This window comes from Variovorax sp. W2I14, from assembly GCF_050435205.1.
Classification (GTDB): domain Bacteria; phylum Pseudomonadota; class Gammaproteobacteria; order Burkholderiales; family Burkholderiaceae_C; genus Variovorax; species Variovorax paradoxus_C.
Genome location: NZ_JBNDJX010000001.1, coordinates 2,695,012 through 2,718,243 on the forward strand (window position 1 = coordinate 2,695,012; position 23,232 = coordinate 2,718,243).

At 65.0% G+C, this 23,232-nt stretch carries 23 protein-coding genes and 1 tRNA gene; 6 read left to right on the forward strand and 18 right to left on the reverse strand.

Annotated features, from left to right (window positions below; translation table 11 throughout):
• Positions 1-3: 3 nt before the first annotated feature.
• The 17 genes from nuoH to QF040_RS12580 form a co-directional block, all read right to left on the reverse strand.
• Entirely contained in the window at positions 4-1,080 is a 1,077-nt protein-coding gene (nuoH, locus tag QF040_RS12500; RefSeq protein ID WP_429611289.1) for an NADH-quinone oxidoreductase subunit NuoH, read from the reverse strand.
• Entirely contained in the window at positions 1,077-3,257 is a 2,181-nt protein-coding gene (nuoG, locus tag QF040_RS12505; RefSeq protein ID WP_429611290.1) for an NADH-quinone oxidoreductase subunit NuoG, read from the reverse strand. Before nuoG ends, nuoH begins: the two co-directional genes overlap by 4 nt.
• Before the next feature lie 17 nt (positions 3,258-3,274).
• Positions 3,275-4,615, reverse strand: a complete 1,341-nt coding sequence (nuoF, locus tag QF040_RS12510) for an NADH-quinone oxidoreductase subunit NuoF (protein ID WP_013542408.1) — start codon at positions 4,613-4,615, stop codon at positions 3,275-3,277.
• Entirely contained in the window at positions 4,615-5,157 is a 543-nt protein-coding gene (gene nuoE / locus QF040_RS12515; protein ID WP_429611291.1) for an NADH-quinone oxidoreductase subunit NuoE, read from the reverse strand. Before nuoE ends, nuoF begins: the two co-directional genes overlap by 1 nt.
• A 10-nt stretch (positions 5,158-5,167) precedes the next feature.
• Positions 5,168-6,421: an NADH-quinone oxidoreductase subunit D gene (locus tag QF040_RS12520; protein WP_429611292.1), complete on the reverse strand. Its 1,254-nt coding sequence runs from the start codon at positions 6,419-6,421 to the stop codon at positions 5,168-5,170.
• 1 nt (position 6,422) lies between these two features.
• Positions 6,423-7,034, reverse strand: a complete 612-nt coding sequence (locus QF040_RS12525) for an NADH-quinone oxidoreductase subunit C (protein ID WP_013542411.1) — start codon at positions 7,032-7,034, stop codon at positions 6,423-6,425.
• 13 nt (positions 7,035-7,047) lie between these two features.
• A complete protein-coding gene (locus QF040_RS12530) occupies positions 7,048-7,527 on the reverse strand; it encodes a NuoB/complex I 20 kDa subunit family protein (protein ID WP_007837763.1) in 480 nt (159 codons plus the stop codon).
• Positions 7,528-7,542: 15 nt separating this feature from the next.
• Positions 7,543-7,902 (reverse strand): NADH-quinone oxidoreductase subunit A, encoded by a 360-nt coding sequence (locus tag QF040_RS12535; protein WP_041943881.1) that lies wholly within the window; start codon positions 7,900-7,902, stop codon positions 7,543-7,545.
• A 67-nt stretch (positions 7,903-7,969) separates the two neighbouring features.
• Positions 7,970-8,054 (reverse strand) — tRNA-Leu (locus QF040_RS12540).
• A gap of 119 nt (positions 8,055-8,173) precedes the next feature.
• Positions 8,174-8,584, reverse strand: a complete 411-nt coding sequence (gene secG / locus QF040_RS12545; protein WP_013542413.1) for a preprotein translocase subunit SecG — start codon at positions 8,582-8,584, stop codon at positions 8,174-8,176.
• A gap of 37 nt (positions 8,585-8,621) precedes the next feature.
• The gene (gene tpiA / locus QF040_RS12550) at positions 8,622-9,386 is read right to left on the reverse strand and encodes a triose-phosphate isomerase (RefSeq protein ID WP_307504410.1); all 765 of its coding nucleotides are present in this window, start codon (positions 9,384-9,386) and stop codon (positions 8,622-8,624) included.
• A gap of 17 nt (positions 9,387-9,403) precedes the next feature.
• Entirely contained in the window at positions 9,404-10,402 is a 999-nt protein-coding gene (locus QF040_RS12555; RefSeq protein ID WP_013542415.1) for an NAD(P)H-quinone oxidoreductase, read from the reverse strand.
• Between the two features lie 89 nt (positions 10,403-10,491).
• Entirely contained in the window at positions 10,492-12,819 is a 2,328-nt protein-coding gene (pnp, locus tag QF040_RS12560) for a polyribonucleotide nucleotidyltransferase (RefSeq protein WP_307607771.1), read from the reverse strand.
• Positions 12,820-13,024: 205 nt separating this feature from the next.
• Positions 13,025-13,291, reverse strand: a complete 267-nt coding sequence (gene rpsO / locus QF040_RS12565) for a 30S ribosomal protein S15 (RefSeq protein WP_007837783.1) — start codon at positions 13,289-13,291, stop codon at positions 13,025-13,027.
• A gap of 89 nt (positions 13,292-13,380) precedes the next feature.
• On the reverse strand, positions 13,381-14,310 hold the full coding sequence (locus tag QF040_RS12570; RefSeq protein ID WP_429611293.1) for a DMT family transporter: 930 nt from the start codon (positions 14,308-14,310) through the stop codon (positions 13,381-13,383).
• 83 nt (positions 14,311-14,393) lie between these two features.
• Positions 14,394-15,566 (reverse strand): pyridoxal phosphate-dependent aminotransferase, encoded by a 1,173-nt coding sequence (locus QF040_RS12575; protein ID WP_429611294.1) that lies wholly within the window; start codon positions 15,564-15,566, stop codon positions 14,394-14,396.
• Between the two features lie 15 nt (positions 15,567-15,581).
• The gene (locus QF040_RS12580; protein WP_429611295.1) at positions 15,582-16,739 is read right to left on the reverse strand and encodes a branched-chain amino acid ABC transporter substrate-binding protein; all 1,158 of its coding nucleotides are present in this window, start codon (positions 16,737-16,739) and stop codon (positions 15,582-15,584) included.
• On the opposite strand from QF040_RS12580, the gene QF040_RS12585 reads away from it, so the two are divergent.
• On the forward strand, positions 16,738-16,932 hold the full coding sequence (locus QF040_RS12585; protein WP_429611296.1) for a hypothetical protein: 195 nt from the start codon (positions 16,738-16,740) through the stop codon (positions 16,930-16,932). The genes QF040_RS12580 and QF040_RS12585 overlap by 2 nt on opposite strands.
• Positions 16,933-16,998: 66 nt before the next feature.
• Positions 16,999-17,370, forward strand: a complete 372-nt coding sequence (locus QF040_RS12590; protein WP_429611297.1) for an Hsp20/alpha crystallin family protein — start codon at positions 16,999-17,001, stop codon at positions 17,368-17,370.
• Between the two features lie 90 nt (positions 17,371-17,460).
• On the opposite strand, the gene tsaD is transcribed toward QF040_RS12590, so the two are convergent.
• Positions 17,461-18,522: a tRNA (adenosine(37)-N6)-threonylcarbamoyltransferase complex transferase subunit TsaD gene (gene tsaD / locus QF040_RS12595; RefSeq protein WP_429611298.1), complete on the reverse strand. Its 1,062-nt coding sequence runs from the start codon at positions 18,520-18,522 to the stop codon at positions 17,461-17,463.
• A 93-nt stretch (positions 18,523-18,615) separates the two neighbouring features.
• On the opposite strand from tsaD, the gene QF040_RS12600 reads away from it, so the two are divergent.
• From QF040_RS12600 to QF040_RS12615, 4 genes are all read left to right on the forward strand, one after another.
• Complete coding sequence (locus QF040_RS12600) at positions 18,616-19,893, forward strand: nitrate- and nitrite sensing domain-containing protein (protein ID WP_429611299.1); 1,278 nt, start codon at positions 18,616-18,618, stop codon at positions 19,891-19,893.
• A 340-nt stretch (positions 19,894-20,233) separates the two neighbouring features.
• Positions 20,234-21,478, forward strand: coding sequence for a CmpA/NrtA family ABC transporter substrate-binding protein (locus tag QF040_RS12605; RefSeq protein ID WP_429611301.1), 1,245 nt, complete (start codon positions 20,234-20,236; stop codon positions 21,476-21,478).
• Positions 21,479-21,491: 13 nt separating this feature from the next.
• A complete protein-coding gene (gene ntrB / locus QF040_RS12610; RefSeq protein ID WP_307683979.1) occupies positions 21,492-22,412 on the forward strand; it encodes a nitrate ABC transporter permease in 921 nt (306 codons plus the stop codon).
• On the forward strand, positions 22,409-23,218 hold the full coding sequence (locus QF040_RS12615) for an ABC transporter ATP-binding protein (protein WP_013542425.1): 810 nt from the start codon (positions 22,409-22,411) through the stop codon (positions 23,216-23,218). Before ntrB ends, QF040_RS12615 begins: the two co-directional genes overlap by 4 nt.
• The last annotated feature ends 14 nt before the right edge of the window (positions 23,219-23,232 follow it).

The following is a 23,232-nucleotide window of genomic DNA, read 5'->3' on the forward strand; positions in this document are numbered from 1 at the left end:
CAGTTATTTCCAGATGTTGAACGGCGTCTGCATCCAGCCGCCCACAACGACCAGCCACACGAGGGTGACGGGGATGAAGATCTTCCAGCCCAGACGCATGATCTGGTCATAGCGGAAGCGCGGGAACGTCGAGCGCACCCACAGGAACATGGTGACCACGCAGAAGGTCTTGAGGCCCAGCCAGATCCAGCCCGGGATGAAGCTCAGGAACTCGAACGGTGGCAGCCAGCCGCCGAGGAACAGCACCACGGTGAGGATCGAGACCAGCCACATGTTGGCGTACTCGGCCAGGAAGAACATCGCGAAGCTCATGCCCGAGTACTCGATCATGTGGCCCGCAACGATTTCCGACTCGCCTTCCACCACGTCGAACGGGTGGCGGTTGGTTTCGGCGAGACCCGAGATGAAGTAGACGACGAAGATCGGCAGCAGCGGCAGCCAGTTCCACGACAGGAAACTGATGCCCATGTCATGGAACATGCCCTTGCCCTGCACCGTGACGATGTCGCTCATGTTCAGGCTGCCGGTGACCATCAGCACCACGACGAAGCAGAAGCCCATCGCGATTTCGTAGCTCACCATTTGCGCCGAAGCGCGCAGCGCACCGAGGAACGCGTATTTCGAGTTCGATGCCCAGCCGGCAATGATCACGCCGTACACCTCGAGCGAGGTGATGGCCATCACGAACAGGAGGCCTGCGTTGATATTGGCCAGCGCCACGTCGGGGCCGAAGGGAATCACGGCCCATGCGGCGAGCGCCGGCATGATGGTCATGATCGGGCCGAGCAGGAACAGGCCCTTGTTGGCGACCGTAGGAATGATGATTTCCTTGGTCATCAGCTTGAGCGCGTCGGCGATCGGCTGGAGCAGGCCCAGCGGTCCGATGCGGTTGGGGCCGATGCGGATCTGCGTGAAGCCGATGGCCTTGCGTTCCCACAGCGTGAGGTACGCCACGGCGCCCATCAGCGGGATCACGACCACGATGATCTTGATCAGCGTCCAGATCACGGGCCATGCCACCGCCGTCCACCAGCCCGCGGCGATCAGCCCCTGGCCGAAGCCATGAATCGCGTCGATCATGCCAATGCCTCCTCGGCCTGGCCCGATGCGACCGGTGCGCCCAATGCGTTGCGCGCATCGGCCGTCAGTTGCAGCGACGGGGCGCGGCGCACGATGGAGTCGAGCTGGTAGATGCTCGCGACCACCGGTGCCGGCGCAGCGCCATTGGAGGCGACGGCGTTGGCGGCCGTTGCGTTGTTCAGGGCGCTGGCCGGTACGGCACCGCCCTCCTCCAACGCCTGCACCGTCTTGAGCACTTCAGCGGCCGATTCGAATGCGAAGCCAGGCAGGCTCAGCATGTTCGCCAGCACGCGCAACACCTTCCACGCCGGACGCGTTTCGCCTTGCGGCTTCACGACGGCATGGAAACCTTGCACGCGGCCTTCGGCATTGACGAAGGTGCCTGGGGTTTCGGTGAACGGCGCGATGGGCAGCAGCACGTCGCTGAACTCGAGGTTGGCCTTGAAGGGGCTCAGCGTGACGACCATCTGCGCATTGCCGATGACATCGGCGGCGGCAGCACCGGCAGCCGAGTCGAACACGGGTTCGGTGTTCAGCAGCAGCACGGCCTTGAGGCCGGAGCCTGCGGCGAGCATGCGGCCGGCATCGAGGCCGCCGTTCTTCGGGAAGGCGCCAACAAGCTGCGCGCCCACGGTGTTGGCGGCTTCGGTCAGGTAACCGACGGTCGCGCCGGTCTGTGCGCCGATCCAGTTCGCGAGGGCCAGCAGGCTGCTGGCTTGTGCGTGGTGGGTGGCGGCATTGCCGAGCAGGATGGCCTTGCGTTCGCCGCCCAGCAGCGACGCTGCAATGGCTTGTGCGGCGGCGTCGGGCTCGTTCTTCGGTGCGAGTGGTGCGGCAACGCCGTTGGTCTTGCCGATGGCGGCGGCAACCGCGGCCAGTGCTTCGATCCATTGGTCCGCTTCGACGATGGTCGACTGCGCCACGTTGATGGCCCAGGCATCGCGATCGGCCATCAAGCCGGCCGAGGTGATCACCGACAGCGCGGCGCCCTTGCGCACGGCCTGACGGATGCGCTGCGCGAAGAGCGGGTGTTCCTTGCGCAGGTTCGAACCAACGACCAGCGCACGCTGCACTTGCGTGAGCGAAGCGATCGAGGTGCCGAGCCAGCGCACGCCTTCGAACGCCGCGAATTCGGCGTTGCGGAGGCGATAGTCGATGTTGTCGCTGCCGAGTTCACGCGTGAGCATGGCGGCGAGCTGCAGCTCTTCGAGCGTGCTGTGCGGGCTGACCAGCGTGCCGATGCTTTGCGCGCCGTGGTCGGTCTTGATCTGCTTCAGGCCATTGGCCACGTATTCGAGCGCGGTCTGCCAGTCGACCTGCTGCCATTGGCCGCCCTGCTTGAGCATGGGCTGCGTCAGGCGTTCCGGGCCGTTGAGGGCTTCGTACGAGAAGCGGTCGCGGTCGGCGATCCAGCATTCGTTGACGTCTTCGTTTTCGAGCGGCACCACGCGCATCACGCGGTTGTTCTTGACCTGGACGATCAGGTTCGAGCCGGTCGAATCATGCGGGCTCACCGACTTGCGGCGCGACAGTTCCCAGGTGCGGGCGCTGTAGCGGAACGGCTTGCTCGTGAGCGCGCCGACCGGGCAGATGTCGATCATGTTGCCCGACAGTTCGGAGTCGACCGAATCGCCGAGGAAGGTTTCGATTTCGGAGTGTTCGCCGCGCTGGGTCATGCCGAGCTCCATCACGCCGGCCACTTCCTGGCCGAAGCGGACGCAGCGCGTGCAATGGATGCAGCGGCTCATCTCTTCCATGCTGATCAGCGGGCCGACGTCCTTGTGGAAGACGACGCGCTTTTCTTCTTCGTAGCGCGAAGAAGAGCCGCCGTAGCCGACGGCCAAGTCTTGCAGCTGGCACTCGCCGCCCTGGTCGCAGATGGGGCAATCCAGCGGGTGGTTGATCAGGAGGAACTCCATGACCGACTGCTGCGCCTTGATGGCCTTCTCGCTCTTGGTGCGAACGATCATGCCCTGCGTGACGGGCGTGGCGCAGGCCGGCATCGGCTTGGGCGCCTTTTCCACGTCGACCAGGCACATGCGGCAGTTGGCCGCGATGCTGAGTTTCTTGTGATAGCAGAAGTGCGGGATGTACGTGCCTGCCTTGTCGGCCGCATGCATGATCATGCTGCCTTCGGTCACGTCGACCTTCTTGCCGTCGAGTTCGATTTCAACCATATATGTATTTCTCGGGCTCAGGCCTGAACGGGCGCTTTCGGGACGTAGCCCGGAATCAAGGCCTCGAACTCATGACGGAAGTGCTTGATCATGGCGCGCACCGGCATTGCCGCTGCATCGCCGAGGGCGCAGATGGTGCGGCCCTGGATGTTGTCAGCCACGGAATTGAGCAGGTCCATGTCGGTCGCCCTGCCCTGCCCGTTGTGGATGCGGTCCACCACGCGGTAGAGCCAGCCCGTGCCTTCGCGGCAGGGCGTGCACTGGCCGCAGGATTCGTGCATGTAGAAGTACGAGAGGCGCTTGAGCGACTCGACCATCGAGCGGCTGTCGTCCATGACGATCACCGCGCCCGAACCCAGCATGGAGCCGGCCTTGGCGATGGAGTCGTAGTCCATGGTGCAGGCCATCATGATGTCGGCCGGCAGCACCGGCGAAGACGACCCGCCGGGGATCACGGCCTTGAGCGTGCGGCCCTTGCGCACGCCGCCGCACAGCTCCAGCAGCTTGGAGAACGGCGTGCCCATGGGCACTTCGTAGTTGCCGGGCAGCTCGACGTCACCGCTCACCGAGTAGATCTTGGTGCCGCCGTTGTTCGGCTTGCCGCATTCGAGGTACGCCGGACCACCGTTGTTGATGATCCAGGGCACCGCCGCGAAGGTCTCGGTGTTGTTGATAGTGGTGGGCTTGCCGTAGAGGCCGAAGCTCGCCGGGAACGGCGGCTTGAAGCGCGGCTGGCCCTTCTTGCCTTCGAGCGATTCGAGCAGCGCGGTTTCTTCGCCGCAGATGTACGCGCCGAAGCCGTGGGCTGCGTGCAACTGGAAGTTGTACGTGCTGCCCATGATCTTGTCGCCGAGGTAGCCGGCGGCGCGCGCTTCTTCGAGGGCTTCCTCGAAGCGGTCGTAGCTCTGGAAAATCTCGCCGTGGATGTAGTTGTAGCCCACGCTGATGCCCATCGCGTATGCAGCGATGGCCATGCCTTCGATCACGATGTGCGGGTTGAACTGCAGGATGTCGCGGTCCTTGCACGTGCCCGGCTCGCCTTCGTCGGAGTTGCAGACGAGGTACTTCTGGCCCGGGAACTGGCGGGGCATGAAGCTCCACTTCAGGCCCGTCGGGAAACCGGCGCCGCCACGACCGCGCAGGCCCGAGGCCTTCACTTCGGCGATCACCTGGTCAGGCGTGAGGCCCTCAGTGAGGATCTTGCGCAGCGCCTTGTAGCCACCACGCGCTTCGTAGTCGGCCAGGCGCCAGTTGGTGCCGTTCAGGCCGGCATAGATCTGCGGCTCGATGTGGCGGTCATGGAAACAGGTCTGGACGCCCGTTGCCTGGAACTGCTGGAGTACTTGTTCGGGCGACATCAGGCAGCCTCCCCTTTGGTCGAAGCGCGCAGGCCCTCGATGAGCTGGTCGAGCTTCTCGTTGCTCATGAAGCTGCACATGGTGCGATCGTTGACCAGCATCACGGGCGAATCGGCGCAGGCACCCAGGCACTCGCTCTGCTGCAGCGTGAACAGGCCGTCGCCGGTCGTCTCGCCCATCTTGATGCCGAGCTTCTTCTCGAGGTGAACGAGCGCAGTGACGCCGTCACGCAACTGGCATGGCAGGTTGGTGCACACGTTGAGCTTGAATTTGCCCACCGGATGCTGGTTGTACATGTTGTAGAAGGTCGTCACTTCGTGCACGGCGATGGGCGCCATGCCGAGGTAGTCGGCGATCTCGCGTTCGCGCTGCATGCTGATGTAGCCCTCGTCCTGCTGGACGATGGCCAGGCACGCCATCACGGCGGATTGCTTGCCGGCTTCAGGGTACTTGGCGACCTCGCGCGCGAAACGCTCGAGGATTTCAGCCTTCAACGGGGCCGCAGCGGCCGCGTCGTGGTGATGGGTTGAGGAAGTCGTCATTCGCTCTTTCTCACCTGTCGATTTCGCCGAACACGATGTCCATCGTGCCGATCACCGCGACAGCGTCGGCGATCATGTGACCGCGCGACATTTCGTCGAGGGCGGCGAGGTGCGGGAAACCAGGGGCGCGGATCTTCAGGCGATAGGGCTTGTTGGCGCCGTCGCTCACGAGATAGATGCCGAACTCGCCCTTCGGATGCTCGACGGCGGCATAGGCCTCGCCTTCGGGCACGTGGAAGCCTTCGGTGAAGAGCTTGAAATGGTGGATCAGCTCCTCCATGTTCGCCTTCATCGATTCGCGCGCAGGCGCGGCGACCTTGTGGTTGTCGGTGATCACCGGGCCGGGATTGGCGCGCAGCCATGCCGAGCACTGCTGGATGATCTTGTTGGCCTGGCGCATTTCTTCGACGCGCACGAGGTAGCGGTCGTAGCAGTCGCCGGTCTTGCCCACGGGCACGTCGAACTGCATCTGGTCGTAGACGTCGTAGGGCTGCTTCTTGCGCAGGTCCCACTCGATGCCCGAGCCGCGCAGCATGGGGCCGGTGAAGCCCAGGTTCAGCGCGCGCTCCGGCGTCACGACGCCGATGCCCACGGTGCGCTGCTTCCAGATGCGGTTGTCGGTGAGCAGCGTCTCGTACTCGTCCACCATCTTCGGGAAACGCTTGCAGAAGTCGTCGATGAAGTCGAGCAGCGAACCCTGGCGGTTTTCGTTCAGGCGCTCGATGGCCTTCGCGTTCTTGATCTTGCTGACCTTGTACTGGGGCATCGCATCCGGCAGGTCGCGGTAGACGCCACCCGGACGGAAGTACGCCGCGTGCATGCGCGCGCCGGAAACGGCCTCGTACATGTCGAACAGGTCTTCACGCTCGCGGAAGCAGTAGATGAGCATGTTCATCGCACCGCAATCCAGACCGTGCGCGCCAAGCCACAAGAGGTGGTTCAAGAGGCGGGTGATCTCGGCGAACATCACGCGGATGTACTGCGCGCGGATCGGCACATCGAGACCCATCATCCGCTCGATGGCGAGGCAGTAGGCGTGCTCGTTGGACATCATCGACACGTAGTCGAGACGATCCATATAGGGCAGCGACTGGATGAAGGTGCGCGATTCGGCGAGCTTTTCGGTCGCGCGGTGCAGCAGGCCGATGTGAGGATCGGCGCGCTGGATCACTTCGCCGTCGAGCTCGAGCACCAGGCGCAGCACGCCGTGCGCGGCCGGATGCTGGGGGCCGAAGTTGAGGGTGTAGTTCTTGATTTCGGCCATATCAGTGCAAACCGCCGCCGTAGTTGTCTTCGCGGATCACGCGCGGCGTGATTTCCCGCGGCTCGATCGATACCGGCTGGTACACGACGCGCTTCTGTTCTTCGTCGTAGCGCATTTCGACGTGTCCCGACACCGGGAAGTCCTTGCGGAATGGGTGGCCGATGAAGCCGTAGTCGGTCAGGATGCGACGCAGGTCGTCGTGGCCGTCGAACACGATGCCGTAGAGGTCGAATGCTTCGCGCTCGAACCAGGTGGCGGCGTTCCAGACGGGCTGGAGCGAATCGACCACAGGCAGGTCTTCGTTCGGCGCAAACACCTTCAGGCGCACGCGCTGATTGAGCGTGACCGACAGCAGGTGCGAGACCACGCCGTAGCGCTCGCCTTGCCACTCGCCTTCGCGATAGTCGGAATAGTCCATGCCGCAGAGGTCGATCAGCTGCTCAAAGCGGCAGCCGGGCGCATCGCGCAGCAGCGTGGCGGCTTCGATGTAATCGGCGGCGCTCACCACGACAGTCACCTCGCCCAGAGCGAGAGTCACGCTCTTGGCCTTGGCGCCGAGCGTCTCGGTGATGGTGGCGCGCAGCACCTCCGGCGAAATTGCAAAGTCAGTCATCGTCGGCAATCTCTCAGGCGCGGGCAATGGTGTTGGTGCGGCGAATCTTCTGCTGCAACTGGATCACGCCGTAAAGCAATGCCTCGGCGGTGGGCGGGCAACCCGGAACATAGACGTCGACCGGCACGATGCGGTCGCAGCCGCGCACGACCGAATAGCTGTAGTGGTAGTAGCCACCGCCATTGGCGCACGAGCCCATCGAGAGCACCCAGCGCGGCTCGGGCATCTGGTCATAGACCTTGCGCAGTGCCGGCGCCATCTTGTTGCACAGCGTGCCGGCCACGATCATCAGATCGGACTGGCGCGGGCTGGGACGGAACAGCATGCCGAAACGGTCGATGTCGTAGCGGGCAGCACCCGCGTGCATCATTTCGACCGCACAGCATGCGAGGCCGAAGGTCATCGGCCAGAGAGATCCGGTCTTCGCCCAATTCACCACCGAGTCGTAGGTGGTGGTGACGAAACCTTCTTTGAGAACGCCTTCAATGGCCATCGTGTGCTTTCCTTGTCATTCCCAGTCGAGCGCGCCTTTTTTCCACTCGTAGATGAAACCTACGACGAGGATGGCGAGAAAGATCATCATGGCCCAGAAGCCGACAGCACCGATCTCCTTGAGCGCAATGGCCCACGGGAAGAGAAAGGCAATTTCGAGATCGAACAGGATGAAGAGAATGGCGACGAGGTAATAGCGCACGTCGAACTTCATGCGCGCATCCTCGAAGGCTTCGAAGCCGCACTCGTAGGGAGCGTTCTTCGCAGCGTCTGGCCGATTGGGACCGAGGATGTATCCGATGACTTGGGGGGCGACGCCTACGCCGACTCCGACCAAAATGAACAAAAGGACGGGAAGGTAGGAATCGAGGTTCATCGAGAAATTTTCACCGCTTGCCACCGGCAAGAAGAACCTCTGGATGAGGTTTTCTGCCGATGAGATTTGGTGCGGTCGGCGAGACTCGAACTCGCACAGCTTTCGCCACTACCCCCTCAAGATAGCGTGTCTACCAATTTCACCACGACCGCGGTTTTTGCTGTTCAGATGGCATGAGGTACCGGTTAAGGCATTTGGCTTTCTGAACAGCTTTAGAGTTTACCCTGAAATGCAGCCATTTCTCGCTGACGACTGCATGAAAACGACTGGATTACTTGTTCGGAATCTGACCAGCGCCCGAAACGGGTGCGGCAGGTGCCGATGCAGGTGCGCTCGGAGCGCCTGCACCAGGGATTTCGCCTGCCGCGCCAGATGCCGGCTTGGCCGGCGCAGCGGGCGTGCCAACGGCCGCGCGCTCGAGGAGACTGCCGCCGCCCGCAGGACGCGCATGGCTGAAGTACGCAAGCAGCAACGTGCATGCGAAGAACACCGCAGCCAGCACGGCCGTGGTGCGCGAGAGGAAGTTTGCGCTGCCGCTGGCACCGAACAGGCTGCCGGCGCTGCCGCTGCCGAAGGCGGCGCCCATGTCGGCACCCTTGCCGTGCTGGACCAGGATCAGGCCGATCATCGCCAGGGCCGCCAGCATTTGCACGCCGACCAGAAGGTTGAGGACCACGTTCATTCGTTCTTACTCCTAATTGATAACAGCCGTTGCGCGTTCAGCGCGCAGCGGCAGAAATGATCTGCAGAAAGTCGGGGGCCTTGAGCGACGCGCCACCGATGAGGCCGCCGTCGATGTCGGCCTGCGCCAGCAGTTCGGCGGCATTCGCCGCGTTCATGCTGCCGCCGTAAAGAATGCTGATGCCGGCAGCGTGCTCGCTCGCTGCGTGATGCAACTGCGCACGCAGCACGGCATGCACTGCCTGCGCTTGCTCTGGCGATGCCGTCTTGCCGGTGCCGATGGCCCAGACCGGCTCGTAAGCCACAACGATTTCGCTGATGCAATGGCCATTCACATGGATCACCGCGGCCAATTGGCGCTTGACGACTTCTTCGGTCTGCCCTGCTTCGCGCTCCGCCAGCGTCTCGCCGACGCAGACGATCGGCGTGATGCCGTTAGCCAATGCGGCAGCCGCCTTCGCAGCCACCGTCTCGTCGGTTTCGCCGTGGTACTGCCGACGCTCGGAGTGGCCGACGATGGCATAGCGCACGCCGAAATCCTTCAGCATCGCCGCCGATTGCTCGCCAGTAAACGCACCCTGAGGATGCGCCGAGACGTCCTGCGCCCCGAGTGCCAGCGACGGCGTACCCGCCAACAGCGATTGCAGCTGGGCGAAATACGGTGCCGGCGCGCACAGCGCGACATCGCAAGCAGCCGGGCTTGCCGCCAGGCCTTGCTGCAGAGCCTTCACCAGCGCCTCGTTGGCGGCCAGGCCGCCATTCATCTTCCAGTTGCCGGCGATCAGTTTCTTCTTGGTTGTCATCGCGTTGTTCGTCGTTGTCACCATGTCAGCACGATCTTGCCGATGTGCTGGTTCGATTCCATCAGCGTGTGAGCCTGGGCTGCGCCGCTGGGTTCACCCGCCGCTGCAAACGTGCTGTGGATCACGGGCTTGATCGCGCCGCTTTCGAGCAGCGGCCACACCTTCTCGCGCAATGCCTTGGCAATCGCGCCCTTGAATGCCACCGGCCGGGGCCGCAGCGTCGAGCCAGTGATCGTGAGCCGCCTGCGCAGCACGAGGCCCGCATTGATCTGCGCCTTCACGCCGCCCTGCACCGCGATGATCACAAGCCGGCCGTCTTCGGCCAGGCACTCGATCTCGCGCGCCACGTAGTCGCCAGCGACCATGTCGAGGATCACGTCCACCCCCTTGCCGCCCGTGAGTTCCTTCGCCTTTTCGACGAAGTCGCTCGTGCGGTAGTTGATGGCATGGTCGGCGCCCAGCTTCTTGCAGGCTTCGCACTTGTCATCGCTGCCGGCCGTGACGATCACCGTCGCGCCCAGCGCCTTGGCGATCTGGATTGCCGTGACGCCGATGCCGCTCGAGCCGCCCTGGATCAGCAGCGTCTCGCCCTTTTGCAGGCGGCCGCGCTCGAACACATTGCTCCAGACGGTGAAGAAGGTCTCGGGCAGCGAGGCCGCATCGACATCGCTCCAGCCCTTGGGCACCGGCAGGCATTGCGCCACAGGCGCCACGCACAGCTCGGCGTATCCACCACCGGCAATCAGCGCGCAGACACGGTCACCGACCTTGAAGCCCGCTTCGGCCAAGGCCGCGGCGTCGCCTGACACGATCTCGCCGGCCACTTCGAGGCCCGGCAGGTCGGAGGCACCCGGCGGCACCGGATAGTGGCCCATCCGCTGCAGCACATCGGGCCGGTTGACGCCACTGGCCGCAACGCGAATCAGCAGTTCGCCCGCACCCGCCACGGGATCGGGACGATCGGCCACGCGCAGCACCTCAGGGGCGCCGTACGAAGTGATTTCAATGGCTTTCATGGTCTTTCGGCCTCCAACGCCCGCAGATGGGGCGCAGCTGGTTGTTCAAAAGATAGCAACGGCAGGGAAAACCTGCCGTTGCGCCCTTCTTACTCCTGAGGCTCGCGCGGGGCTTGCGACTGTTGCTCGCCGGCCGGAGCCTGCTGCTGGTCGTTGCGCGGTTGCTGTTGCTGGTCGTTGAAGCGCGGTGCGCGCTCGCCACGATCACCACCACGGTCGCCGCCGCGATCACCACGGTCCGAACGCTCGCGACGGTCGCCGCCACGGTCGCCGCGATCGCCACGGTCTTCACGCGGCGGACGCTCGCTGTATTCCATGCCGGCCGGACGCTCGGTCAGGGCCTTCATGGACAGCTTGACGCGGCCCTTTTCGTCCGTTTCCAGAACCTTGACCTTCACGATCTGGCCTTCGCTCAGATAGTCGGTCACCTTCTCGACGCGTTCGTGCGCGATCTGGCTGATGTGCAGCAGGCCGTCCTTGCCGGGCAGCAGGTTGATGAGCGCGCCGAAGTCCAGGATCTTGGTGACCGGGCCTTCGTAGACCTTGCCGATTTCGACTTCGGCGGTGATCTGTTCGATGCGCTTCTTGGCGAGTTCGGCCTTTTCCGGATCGGTCGAGGCGATGGTGATGGTGCCGTCTTCGTCGATGTTGATCGTCGTGCCGGTTTCTTCCTGCAGGCCACGGATGACCGAGCCGCCCTTGCCGATCACGTCGCGGATCTTCTCGGGGTTGATCTTCAGCGTGGTCAGGCGCGGTGCGAAGCTGGAGACTTCGGCCTTGGCCTCGCCCATGGCTTCCTGCATCTTGCCCAGGATGTGCATGCGCGCTTCCTTGGCCTGTGCCAGTGCGACCTGCATGATTTCCTTGGTGATGCCCTGGATCTTGATGTCCATCTGCAGCGCGGTGATGCCGTTTGTCGTGCCGGCCACCTTGAAGTCCATGTCGCCCAGGTGATCTTCGTCGCCCAGGATGTCGGTCAGCACCGCGAAGCGGTTGTCTTCCTTGATGAGGCCCATGGCGATACCGGCCACGTGGGCCTTCATCGGCACGCCGGCGTCCATCATCGAGAGGCAGCCGCCGCAGACCGAAGCCATCGACGAAGAGCCGTTCGACTCGGTGATTTCCGAGACCACGCGCACGGTGTACGGGAATTCTTCCTTGGTCGGCAGCACGGCGACGAGCGCGCGCTTGGCCAGGCGGCCGTGGCCGATTTCGCGGCGCTTGGTCGAACCCATGCGGCCCACTTCGCCAGTGGCAAAGGGAGGCATGTTGTAGTGGAACAGGAAGCGGTCTTCGTATTCACCGGCCAGCGCGTCGATGCGCTGTGCATCACGTTCGGTGCCGAGCGTGGTGATGACCAGCGCCTGCGTTTCACCGCGCGTGAACAGGGCCGAACCGTGGGTGCGGGGCAGCACCGAGTTGCGGATTTCGATGGGGCGCACGGTGCGCGTGTCGCGGCCGTCGATGCGGGGTTCGCCCGACAGGATCTGGCTGCGAACGATCTTCGATTCGATCGAGAACAGCAGGTCGTTGACCTTGCCGGCGTCGAAGGGCTCGCCGCTTTCCTTCAGCGATGCCATCACGCTGGCATTGGCTTCGCGGAGAGCCTGCGTACGGGCTTGCTTGCTGCGAATTTGATAGACGGCGCGCAGCTTTTCTTCGGCCAGGCCCTTGACCTTGGCGACGAAGGCTTCGTCTTCGGCCGGCGCTTGCCAGTCCCACACCGGCTTGCCGGCGTCGCGCACGAGGTCATGGATCGCGTTGATCGCGATGCCGGCCTGTTCGTGGCCGAACACCACGCCGCCGAGCATGATTTCTTCGCTCAGTTGCTGGGCTTCGGACTCGACCATCAGCACGGCGGCTTGCGTGCCGGCGACGACGAGGTCCATCTGCGAATCCTTGCGAGCCGTCTGGCCCGGATTCAGCACGTACTGGCCGTTGATGTAACCCACGCGGGCAGCACCGATCGGGCCGCTGAAAGGGATGCCGGAGATCGACAGAGCGGCGCTCACGCCGATCATGGCGGCAATGTCGGCGTCGACTTCGGGGTTGAGCGACACGGTGTGGATGACCACGTGCACTTCGTTCAGGAAGCCTTCGGGGAACAGCGGGCGGATCGGACGGTCGATCAGGCGGCTGGTCAGCGTTTCGTGTTCGCTGGGCTTGGCTTCGCGCTTGAAGAAGCTGCCGGGGATCTTGCCTGCGGCGTAGGTCTTCTCGATGTAGTCGACAGTCAGCGGGAAGAAGTCCTGGCCCGGCTTGGCGGACTTGGAGGCGACCACGGTCGCCAGGATCACGGTGCCGTCGATGTCGACCAGCACGGCGCCATTGGCCTGGCGGGCGACTTCGCCCGTTTCCATGACGACGGTCTTGTCGCCCCATTGGAAGGACTTGGTGACTTTGTTGAAGAGGCTCATGTTTGCTCCTGTTTTAGTAGCGAACCGCACAGGGTTCGCAAGGGGCGGAGGCTTCTCAGAACACGATGCCATTCCAGCGAAGCTCGGGGAGAACTTCATTGGAATGACACAGCTTCGCTCTGTTTTGGCACTCCGAAAGTGGATCGCGAAGTAAAAAACGCCTGAGCTAGCGGACTAACCCAGGCGTTTTTTCATGCGATTCGATTTACTTGCGCAGACCCAGCTTGGCGATCAGCGCGGTGTAACGGTCAGCGTCCTTGGACTTGAGGTAGTCCAGGAGCTTGCGGCGGCGGCTCACCATGCGCAGCAGACCGCGACGGCCGTGGTGGTCCTTGGCGTGGGTCTTGAAGTGGGGGGTGAGCTCGTTGATACGGGCGGTCAGCAGTGCGACTTGCACTTCTGGGCTGCCAGTGTCGTTGGCGGCGCGGGCGTTGTCTTTGACGACTTCGGCCTTGATGGAGGCTGCGATCATGTTGAATTTCCTTGTTCCGGGATGTTTGACTTGCGGTGAGTGCTGGAACTGCCCTCACCGTGCGCCTTGCGGCATGCAAAGCCTCGGGATTATAGCTCGGCGGGCCGGAGGGGGCTTTCGGGGCGTTTCCCACCCCGTCCATCGAGCGAAGCCAGCCCCACGGCACCCAGCACGCAAGCAGCCCCGCCGATCTGCGCAAGACTGATACTTTCACCCAGCCAGAGCGCCGCCAGTATCAGCGCAGAAACCGGCAGCAGCGCCGTGAAGAGCGCTGCCTCCGCCCCTTTCAGCCTGGCCGATCCGGCGAACCAGAGGACGAAGCCCAGCACCGTCGGCACCAGCGCGTAGTAGGCGACGCCAACCAGCGCGTCGTTCGGCAGCGGACGCTCCCAGGCCCGCTCGAACAGCGCCGGCACCAGCGACAACAGGAGCCCGAAGACCGTCATCAGCGTCGACAGCGCCAACGGCCGCACCGGCACCCGCAAGCGTTTGTTGAGCAAAATGAACATCGCCTCGCAGACGACTGCGCCCAGCACCAGCAGGTTGCCGATCATCGCGGACGGCGATTTCGAGCTCGTCACGGCGCCCTCCCCCGGCCAACTGATCGCCAGCACCCCCGCCGTCGCCAGCACGATGCTGCCCACCAGATAGCGCCCCGGTCGCTCGCGCAGCGCCAGCACGGCGACCAGCGCAGCGACAGCCGGCAGCGTCCCCGCCACCACGCCCGCACTGGCGGCCGGCGCCCACCGCACGCCCAGGATCAGCAGCACCGTGTAGCCGACGCTCCCCAGCCCGGCCTGGCACAAGAGCAGCACCAGATCACGCCGATCAGGCCGCGGCCACGGCGTGCGCGTCACCCGCAGCAGCAAAAGAAACACCGGCAGCGCCATCGCAAACCGCAGCGCCGTCGCGGTGAACGGAGGCAGGCCGCCCGCGATCACCTTGCTGGCGACCACCGTGCTGCCCACCGTGACCATCGCCAGCGCGCACAGCACCATTCCCTTGATTCGTTCCGACATGCATGACCTTTCGCTCTCGAAGAAAGGCCAAGCTTCGCGGGCCGCACGCTCCGCGTATTGAACGAAATTGCAGCCGGGCCGGATCAGCCCTTGCGTTGCGGCTGCGCCGCCAGCCAGTTGCGCAAGCGCTCCACGCCCCGCACCAGCCGCTGCGGGTCTTTCGACGCAAAGCACCAGCGCAGCCAGCCCTGCGCCTGGGGCGCGAAGGCATTGCCGGGCGCGAGCCCGAGGCCGGCCTCGACCACCAGCCGCTTGGCCACATCGAGCGAATCGCCGAAGCCTTCGAGCCGGAAGAAGGCGTACATGCCGCCCTTGGCGGGCGCCACCTGCACGCCGGGCACCGCGACCAGCAGCGGCACCAGCGTGTCGCGGCACAGCTTCAGGTGCGCGACCACGCGCGGCGTGATGTCCGCCGTGTGCGCGATCGCAGCGATGGCAGCGCGCTGCGTGAAAACGCTGGCACACGAGGTGTTGAACTCGATCAGCTTGCCGATGCCATCGACCATCGCAGGCGGCAGCACCAGCCAGCCGAGGCGCCATCCGGTCATGAGAAAGCTCTTCGAGAAACTGTGCGTCACGACGAGCCGGTCGTCGGGCTTCGAGATGTCGAGAAAGCTCGGGGCGCAACCGTTCGGCGTGGGTTCGAAGTAGAGCCGCTCGTACACCTCGTCGGCCAGGATCCAGGTGCCGGTCTCGCGGCAGTGATCGAGCACGGCCTGCTGCTCGCCGCGCGTCATCGTCCAGCCCGTGGGATTGTTCGGCGCGTTGACGATCAGGAGCTTCGTCATCGGCGTGACCGCCGCGCGCAGCGCGGGCAAATCGAGCGTCCACTGCCCTTGCACCGGCACCAGCGGTACCGATCGCACATGCGCCCCCATGATCGCCGGCTGCGCCGTGAGGTTCGGCCACACCGGCGTGACCGCGACCACGTCGTCGCCCGCCTCGACCAGCGCCTGCACCGCGAGCATCAGCGCGCTCACGCCGCCCGAGGTGACCGCGATGCGCGAGGCATCGACCGCCGGATGCAGTGCGCTGGTGTAGCGCGCAATCGCCTCGCGCAGTTCGGGCAAGCCGAGGTTGTGGGCATAGAAGGTTTCGCCGCGCTGCAGCGATTCGATGGCCGCCTGGCGGATCACCTCGGGGGTGACCTCGTCGCTTTCGCCGAACCAGAAGGCGAGCACATCGTCGCGGCCCAAACCGGCATTGGCCACCTCACGGATCTTGGAGGCTTCGAGGTTGTGAATGGCTTCACGCATCTGCTGTTGTCCTGTTCATGAGGGTCGTTTCATCTTGCACGAAGTCGGCAGTTCCGCGCGCTCCGGGGCGATCGTCTTGATCACGCGGAAGCCGTAGCCCGAGCCCTCGACATCGAACTGCACGCCGGGCTTGCCCTGCCGGTCCATCACGCCGACCACGAGCTGCTGCTGGAACTGGTGGTCCGCCGCGCGCATGCGGCCGCGCTGGCCGTACAGGCTCACGTCGGCCTGCTCCAATGCACGCGCCAATGCCACTGCATCGACGCTGCCCGCACGCTCGACGGCCTGCGCGAGCGATTCGACGAGCAGCTGCATCCGCATGTGCACATAGTCGTCCGTCGGCTTCGGAAAGCGCGCACGGAACGCGCGATAGAACGCCTCCGACTGCGCGGTCTGCACGTTCGGCAGCCAGTCGGCCACGGCCACCACGCGGCCGATGCCCGCATCGCCGATGGCCGCGGGCGCGCCGAGCGCGTTGCCGTAGAAGGTATAGAAACTGCCGTTGAAGCCTGCCTCGCGCGCCGCCTTCACGAGCAGCGTGAGGTCGTTGCCCCAGTTGCCGGTGAACACCGCCTGCGCGCCGCTCGCGAGGATCTTGGTGGCGTAGGGCGCGAAGTCCTTCACCTTGCCCATCGGGTGCAGTTCGTCGCCGACGATCTCCACATCGGGCCGCTGCACGCCGAGCTGCCGGCGCACCTCGCGCAGCACCGACTGGCCGAAGCTGTAGTCCTGCCCGATCAGGTAGGCGCGCTTGAGCGCCGCGTCGTCCTTCACCACGTCCATCAGCGCGGCCACGCGCATGTCGGCATGCGCGTCGAAGCGAAAGTGCCAGAAGCTGCAGCGCTCGTTGGTGAGCACCGGATCGACCGCCGCGTAGTTCAGGAAGATCACGCGCCTTGCCGGATCGCGCTCGTTGTTCTTGTCGATGGCATCGACCAGCGCCGCCGCGGTGGCCGACGAGTTGCCCTGCAGCACGATGCGCGCGCCGTCGTCCATGGCCGCGCGCAATGCGGAGAGCGCTTCTTCGTTCTGGCCCTTGCTGTCGTAGCGGTCGAGCTGCAGCGGACGCGCACCGCCGGGCAGCTTCACGCCGCCGCGCGCGTTGACCCGCTCCACCGCCCACAGCAGGTTGCGAAACACCGCTTCGCCCGTGTTCGCGAAGGGCCCGCTCATGCTCTCGATCAACGCAAGCCGGATGGGCGCGGGCGGCACGGACGAGGTTTGCGCAAGCGCGGCGAAGGGGCTCGCGCATAGCGCCAGCGCCGCGAATTTCAAGGCCTGGCGGCGCCAAATAAAGGGGGGAGTCATCGTCTTGAAACGCGTGCGGCTGCGCCTAGATGAGGTGTCAAGCGGCACTCAGGATTGAATGGCCGCGCAGTGTAAGGGACACACATTCCTTGTCCCCATTGTGTTCATTCAGGAGCTTTTCATCATGTTTTTCGCACCCACCGTCCGCACCACCCGCTTCGTTCCCCGCTCGTACGACCGTGCCTTCGAGCGCTTCGTGAACGACGCCTTCGCCGCACCCCGCCGTTCGCCGCTGGTGGAGCAGGACGACAAGAGCTGGACTCTCTCGCTCGACGTGCCGGGCTTCTCGCGCGAAGACCTCGCGATCAGCCTCGAAGGCGCCGTGGTCCGCATCGACAGCAAGGCCGAAGCCAAGCGCCAGTTCAAGGCCGCCTACGAACTGCCGCTGGACATCGATGCCGCAGCGAGCGAAGCCAAGCTGGAAAACGGCGTGCTCACGCTGAAGCTGGGCAAGCTGGTTCCGGTGAGCCAGGCTTCGCAACTGCAGATCAACTAAGGCGGCCAGGACTGGCCGTACGGCCAGGCTTTGATGCGACGTGCCGCCCTGCCTTTGCCTGCCTTTGCAGGGCGGCACGCGTTGCTTTCTTTACACCGCCTCGGGCAGCGGCTGCGCCTCGGCTGCCAGCGAGGCCATCGGCCAACGCGGTTTGACGTCGAAAGCGTAGCGCGCGCTGGCCTGGGACAGGCCAGACTGCAGGCGCATCGCGGCGGCCATGGCGATCATGGCGCCGTTGTCGGTGCACAGGTGCAGCTCGGGGTAGTGCACGCGCACCTTGCGCTTGGCGCACGCCGCATTCAGTTGCTTACGCAAATTCTTGTTCGCGCCCACCCCGCCGGCCACCACTAGGCGCTTGAGCCCGGTCTGGTCGAGCGCCGCAAGAGACTTCTTCAGCAGCACCTCCACGATGGCTGCCTGCGTCGACGCCGCCAGATCGGCCTTGTTCGCTTCGAGCTGGTCGCCGAGCTTCTTGGCCTGCGTCAGCACCGCCGTCTTCAGGCCCGCGAAGGAAAAATCGAGATCGCCACTGTGCAGCAGTGGCCTCGGCAGCTTGAACGCCGTCGGGTTGCCGTCTTCAGCGAGCTTGGCAAGCCACGGTCCGCCCGGATACGGCAGGCCCATGAGCTTGGCGCTCTTGTCGAAGGCTTCGCCCGCGGCATCGTCGATGGTTTCGCCGAGCAGCTCGTAGCGCCCCACGCCGTCGACCCGCATCAGCTGCGTGTGACCACCCGACACCAGCAGCGCGACGAACGGAAATTCCGGCGGATCGGCACTCAGAAAAGGCGACAGCAGATGCCCTTCGAGGTGATGCACGCCCAGCACCGGTTTGCCGAGCGCCACGCCCAGCGCGCAAGCCACGCCGGCGCCCACCAGCAGCGCGCCCGCAAGCCCCGGCCCGCGCGTGTAGGCCACCACGTCGATTTCCTTCAGCGAGCGCCCGGCCTCGGCCATCACGGTTTCGGTGAGCGGCAGCACGCGGCGGATGTGGTCGCGGCTGGCCAGTTCGGGCACCACGCCGCCGTAGGCCTGGTGCATGGCGATCTGGCTGTGCAGTGCGTGCGAAAGCAGCACCGGCAGCGCGTCGCCGTGAGACTCGACCAGCGCCACGCCGGTCTCGTCGCAAGATGATTCGATTCCCAACAAGAGCATGCGGCGAGTGTAGGTGGCGCCTGCAAGCGACGCCCGCAAAGGGGCAAGGCACGGATGTTGCAGCGACGGTGTGCGTCCCCTTCCCCACCCACCATGAAATCCGGTCTGCACTTCCTCATTGCCGCCCGCCAGTGCGAAATCGACGAGCTCGACCAGCTCGCGCGCACCAGCGAGCTGGTCGGCCTGATCGGCCGGCTGGTGCATGCGCTGCAGCGCGAGCGCGGCATGTCGAACGTGTTCCTCGCCTCGCGCGGCCAGCGCTTCGCCGACCAGCGCGGTCCGCAGATCGCCGAATGCCAGGCGCTCGAGGAGGCGGTGCGCAACGGATTCGACCAGTTGGAAACCGAGGCCCGCCAGCGTGCCAGTGCCGGTAACAGCGCACGCCTTTTCAGCCGCATCGCCTGGGTGCTGCCGGGGCTGGACGCCCTGCCCGCGCTGCGCACGCGCGTCGGCGCACTGGAACTCGCGCCTGCGCAATCGACCGCGGCCTTCGCCAAGCTCGTCGCCGGCCTGCTGGCCGTGGTGTTCGAGGCGGCCGACGGCGCCACCGACCCCGAGATCTCGCGCCTCCTGGTCGCGATGTTCAACTTCATGCAGGGCAAGGAGTTTGCCGGCCAGGAGCGCGCCTTCGGCGCTGCCACGCTGGCGCTGGGCCGCAGCAACGAGGCGCAGCGCGTGCAGTGGCTGCACCTCATCGAATCGCAGGAACGCTGCTTTCACGTCTTCACCGATTTCTCGAGCGACGAGGTGCTGGTGCTGTGGCGCGAAAGCGAGGCCGACGCCACCATGGCCGAGCTCGAGCGCCTGCGCCGCATCGGCACCACGCTGGCCGCGGCGCCGGACGCGCAATACAGCCAGCTGAGCCAGGACTGGTTCGACTGCTGCTCCCGCCGCATCGACGCGATGCGCAGGGTCGAAGACCGCCTCGCCGCCGACCTGCGCGCCCTCTGCAACCGCAAGACCGCGCAGGCGCGCACCGACCTGGAGGCCTACCAGCAACTGCTCGGCACGCTGGCGCCGCAGTCCGGCGGCGCCCTGTTCTTCGACAATGCCGGCACCCAGGCCGTGGCCCCCGCCCCGTACGGGCGCGGGCTGGAACGCTCGGTGCTCGACATGGTCCAGGAGCAGTCGCAGCGCCTGCAGGCCATGAGCGACGAGTTGCAGACCGTGCGCGCCTCGCTCAACGAGCGCAAGGTGGTCGAGCGCGCCAAGGGCCTGCTGATGGCGCACCGGCGCCTGAGCGAGGACGAGGCCCACAAGATGCTGCGTCAGACCGCCATGAACCAGAAGCGCCGGCTGGTCGACGTGGCGGAGTCGATGCTCGCCATGGCCGACTACCTGCCGATGCCCGATGCCCGCACGCCGCGCTGAGCGCGTTTCAACTTGGTGCAATGCACAAAAACGTGCCTTGGCCGGATGCCGGCGTCCAGCAGTGCTCCGGCCTTCGCACACCGTGCACCAGAGCTACTTTTTCGATAGCACCGCACATCCCACGATTACTGGCACGCAGTTTGCGTAGGTGAGTACATAAGACCTTCGTGGTCTTCAGGCAGGCGGCACCCAACGGCGGGTGTCTCCCACCGAACCGGACAAAGGCGTCCCCATCCCGCAAGGGCTCGTTCGCGAGCAGCCCCTGCGCGGTCGGGACGCCTTTTTTGTTTTTCGCTTCTGCTTTTTTTGTTTGTTCGTTCTTCAACCGGAGCCCGCCCTCATGACCGACCTGCTGAAAACCCGTCTCAGCCGCCGCCGCGTACTGCAAGCCGCCGCCATCGGCGCCGTGGGCATCGACCCTGCCCTGCGCGCCGCCGTCTGGGCCCAGGGCTCCGACAAGCCCGAAAAGGAAGAAGTGAAGATCGGCTTCATCCCGCTGACCGATTGCGCAAGCGTGGTGATGGCCTCGGTGCTCGGCATCGACAAGAAGTACGGCGTGAAGATCGTCCCCAGCAAGGAAGCCAGCTGGGCCGGCGTGCGCGACAAGCTCTCCAACGGCGACATCGACATGGCGCACGTGCTCTACGGCCTGGTCTACGGCATGCACCTGGGCCTGAGCGGCCCGAAGAAGGACATGGCCGTGCTCATGACCCTCAACAACAACGGCCAGGCGATCACGCTCTCGAAGAAGCTGGCCGACAAGGGCGCTGTCGATGCGGCCTCCCTCGCCAAGCTCATCGCCACCGAGAAGCGCGAATACACCTTCGCCCAGACCTTCCCCACCGGCACGCATGCGATGTGGCTTTACTACTGGCTCGCCTCGGCCGGCATCGATCCGTTCAAGGACGTGAAGAACATCACCGTGCCGCCCCCGCAGATGGTGGCCAACATGCGCGTGGGCAACATGGACGGCTACTGCGTGGGCGAGCCCTGGGGCCAGCGCGCGATCATGGACGGCATCGGCATCACCGCCATCACCACGCAGGACATCTGGAAGGACCACCCCGAGAAGGTGCTCGGCTGCACCGCCGAATTCACGAAGAAGTACCCCAACACCGCGCGTGCGGTGACCGCCGCGATCCTCGAAGCCAGCAAGTGGATCGACACCGGCCTGCAGAACAAGAACAAGATGGCCGAGACCATCGCCGACAAGAGCTACGTCAACACCAGCGTGGACGCGATCAACCAGCGCATCCTGGGCCGCTACACCAACGGCCTGGGCAAGAGCTGGGACGACCCGAACCACATGAAGTTCTACAACGGCGGCGCGGTGAACTTCCCCTACCTCTCGGACGGCATGTGGTTCATCACGCAGCACAAGCGCTGGGGTCTGCTGAAGGAGCACCCCGATTACCTGAAGGTGGCCACCGAGATCAACCGCATCGACATCTACAAGCAGGCCGCCGCCGCCACGCAGACGCCGGTGCCCAAGGATGTGATGCGCACCAGCAAGCTCTTCGACGGCTCCGTCTGGGACGGCAAGGACCCGAAGAAGTACGCCGAGTCTTTCAAGCTGCATGTCTGAGGAGAAACGCACCATGGTCAGCGCTGTATTTCACTCTCCGCTCGAAGCGGCCGCATCGCAGGCGCCGGCGCCTGCCGCCGCCAGGCCCGTGGCACCCGCGCCCGCAGTCGTGGCGGCCCCTGCGCCCGAGCCCCGTAACCGCACGCCCATCGACCTGCGCGCCTTCTGGATGCGCGTGCTCCCGCCGCTCGCGGGCTTCGGCCTGCTGCTCTTGATCTGGGAACTGGTCGCGATGAAAAGCACCACCGGCTTTCCGACGCCGCTCGCCACCTGGCAGCAGGCGCTCACGGTGTTCAGCGATCCGTTCTACAGCAAGGGGCCGAACGACCAGGGCGTGGGCTGGAACGTGCTCTCGTCGCTGCAACGCGTGGCGCTGGGCTTCGGGCTCGCGGCGCTGGTCGGCATTCCGGCGGGCTTCGCGATCGGACGCTTCGAGTTCCTCGCGCGCATGTTCAATCCGCTGATCAGCCTGATGCGCCCGGTGTCGCCGCTCGCGTGGCTGCCCATCGGCCTCCTGGTGTTCAAGGGCGCGAACCCGGCGGCCATCTGGACCATCTTCATCTGCTCGATCTGGCCGATGGTCATCAACACCGCCGTGGGCGTGCAGCGCGTGCCGAGCGACTACATGAACGTGGCGAAGGTGCTCAATCTTTCCGAATGGAAGATCCTCACCAAGATCCTCTTCCCCGCCGTCCTGCCCTACATGCTCACCGGCGTGCGCCTCGCGGTCGGCACCGCGTGGCTGGTGATCGTCGCGGCCGAGATGCTGACCGGCGGCGTGGGCATCGGCTTCTGGGTGTGGGACGAGTGGAACAACCTCAACGTCGCCAACATCATCATCGCGATCTTCGTGATCGGCATCGTCGGTCTGGTGCTGGAGTTCGCGCTCATCAAGCTCGCAACTGCATTCACGTTCGAAGAGGTGAAGTCATGAACGACGATTCGAAGTACATCGAGATCCGAGACGTCGAGCAGCGTTTCAAGACTGCGAAGGGCAGCTTCCTCGCGCTGCGCGACATCAACCTGAACGTCGCCAAGGGCGAGTTCATCACGCTGATTGGACATTCAGGCTGCGGCAAGTCGACGCTCTTGAACCTGATCGCCGGGCTGACCACGCCGACGCAAGGCGTGCTGCTGTGCGCAAACCGCGAAATCAAAGGGCCTGGCCCTGAACGCGCCGTCGTGTTCCAGAACCACTCGCTGCTGCCCTGGCTCACCTGCTTCGAGAACGTGTACCTCGCGGTCGAGCGCGTGTTCGCCGCCACCGAGAGCAAGGCGCAACTGCGCCAACGCACCGATGCAGCGCTCGCGCTGGTCGGGCTCACGCCCGCAGCGCAGAAGCGCCCCGGCGAAATCTCCGGTGGCATGAAGCAGCGCGTGGGCATCGCGCGCGCGCTGTCGATGGAACCCAAGGTGCTGCTGATGGACGAGCCCTTCGGCGCGCTCGACGCCCTCACCCGCGCCAAGCTGCAGGACGAGCTGCTCGCCATCGTGCAGAAGACGCACAGCACCGTCGTCATGGTCACGCACGACGTCGACGAAGCCGTGCTGTTGAGCGACCGCATCGTGATGCTCACCAACGGCCCGGCTGCCACCATCGGCGACGTGCTGGCGGTGGACATCGCGCGCCCGCGCAACCGCGTCGAGCTGGCGGAAGACCCAGCCTATGTGCATGCGCGCAAGGCGGTGATCGATTTCCTCTACACGCGCCAGGCGCATGTGGAGAAGGTCGCGGCCTGACGCAACGGGTGCCG

Bases quoted from the DNA above. Each gene is read 5' to 3' on its own strand.
- nuoH (WP_429611289.1), bottom strand. From the start codon at position 1,080: ATGATCGACGCGATTCATGGCTTCGGCCAGGGGCTGATCGCCGCGGGC.
- nuoG (WP_429611290.1), bottom strand. From the start codon at position 3,257: ATGGTTGAAATCGAACTCGACGGCAAGAAGGTCGACGTGACCGAAGGC.
- nuoF (WP_013542408.1), bottom strand. From the start codon at position 4,615: ATGTCGCCCGAACAAGTACTCCAGCAGTTCCAGGCAACGGGCGTCCAG.
- nuoE (WP_429611291.1), bottom strand. From the start codon at position 5,157: ATGACGACTTCCTCAACCCATCACCACGACGCGGCCGCTGCGGCCCCG.
- QF040_RS12520 (WP_429611292.1), bottom strand. From the start codon at position 6,421: ATGGCCGAAATCAAGAACTACACCCTCAACTTCGGCCCCCAGCATCCG.
- QF040_RS12525 (WP_013542411.1), bottom strand. From the start codon at position 7,034: ATGACTGACTTTGCAATTTCGCCGGAGGTGCTGCGCGCCACCATCACC.
- QF040_RS12530 (WP_007837763.1), bottom strand. From the start codon at position 7,527: ATGGCCATTGAAGGCGTTCTCAAAGAAGGTTTCGTCACCACCACCTAC.
- QF040_RS12535 (WP_041943881.1), bottom strand. From the start codon at position 7,902: ATGAACCTCGATTCCTACCTTCCCGTCCTTTTGTTCATTTTGGTCGGA.
- secG (WP_013542413.1), bottom strand. From the start codon at position 8,584: ATGAACGTGGTCCTCAACCTTCTGGTCGGCGTGCAAATGCTGGCGGCC.
- tpiA (WP_307504410.1), bottom strand. From the start codon at position 9,386: ATGACAACCAAGAAGAAACTGATCGCCGGCAACTGGAAGATGAATGGC.
- QF040_RS12555 (WP_013542415.1), bottom strand. From the start codon at position 10,402: ATGAAAGCCATTGAAATCACTTCGTACGGCGCCCCTGAGGTGCTGCGC.
- pnp (WP_307607771.1), bottom strand. From the start codon at position 12,819: ATGAGCCTCTTCAACAAAGTCACCAAGTCCTTCCAATGGGGCGACAAG.
- rpsO (WP_007837783.1), bottom strand. From the start codon at position 13,291: ATGATCGCAGCCTCCATCAAGGCCGAAGTCGTCAAAGACAACGCCCGC.
- QF040_RS12570 (WP_429611293.1), bottom strand. From the start codon at position 14,310: ATGTCGGAACGAATCAAGGGAATGGTGCTGTGCGCGCTGGCGATGGTC.
- QF040_RS12575 (WP_429611294.1), bottom strand. From the start codon at position 15,566: ATGCGTGAAGCCATTCACAACCTCGAAGCCTCCAAGATCCGTGAGGTG.
- QF040_RS12585 (WP_429611296.1), top strand. From the start codon at position 16,738: ATGCTCTCGATCAACGCAAGCCGGATGGGCGCGGGCGGCACGGACGAG.
- QF040_RS12580 (WP_429611295.1), bottom strand. From the start codon at position 16,739: ATGAGCGGGCCCTTCGCGAACACGGGCGAAGCGGTGTTTCGCAACCTG.
- QF040_RS12590 (WP_429611297.1), top strand. From the start codon at position 16,999: ATGTTTTTCGCACCCACCGTCCGCACCACCCGCTTCGTTCCCCGCTCG.
- tsaD (WP_429611298.1), bottom strand. From the start codon at position 18,522: ATGCTCTTGTTGGGAATCGAATCATCTTGCGACGAGACCGGCGTGGCG.
- QF040_RS12600 (WP_429611299.1), top strand. From the start codon at position 18,616: ATGAAATCCGGTCTGCACTTCCTCATTGCCGCCCGCCAGTGCGAAATC.
- QF040_RS12605 (WP_429611301.1), top strand. From the start codon at position 20,234: ATGACCGACCTGCTGAAAACCCGTCTCAGCCGCCGCCGCGTACTGCAA.
- ntrB (WP_307683979.1), top strand. From the start codon at position 21,492: ATGGTCAGCGCTGTATTTCACTCTCCGCTCGAAGCGGCCGCATCGCAG.
- QF040_RS12615 (WP_013542425.1), top strand. From the start codon at position 22,409: ATGAACGACGATTCGAAGTACATCGAGATCCGAGACGTCGAGCAGCGT.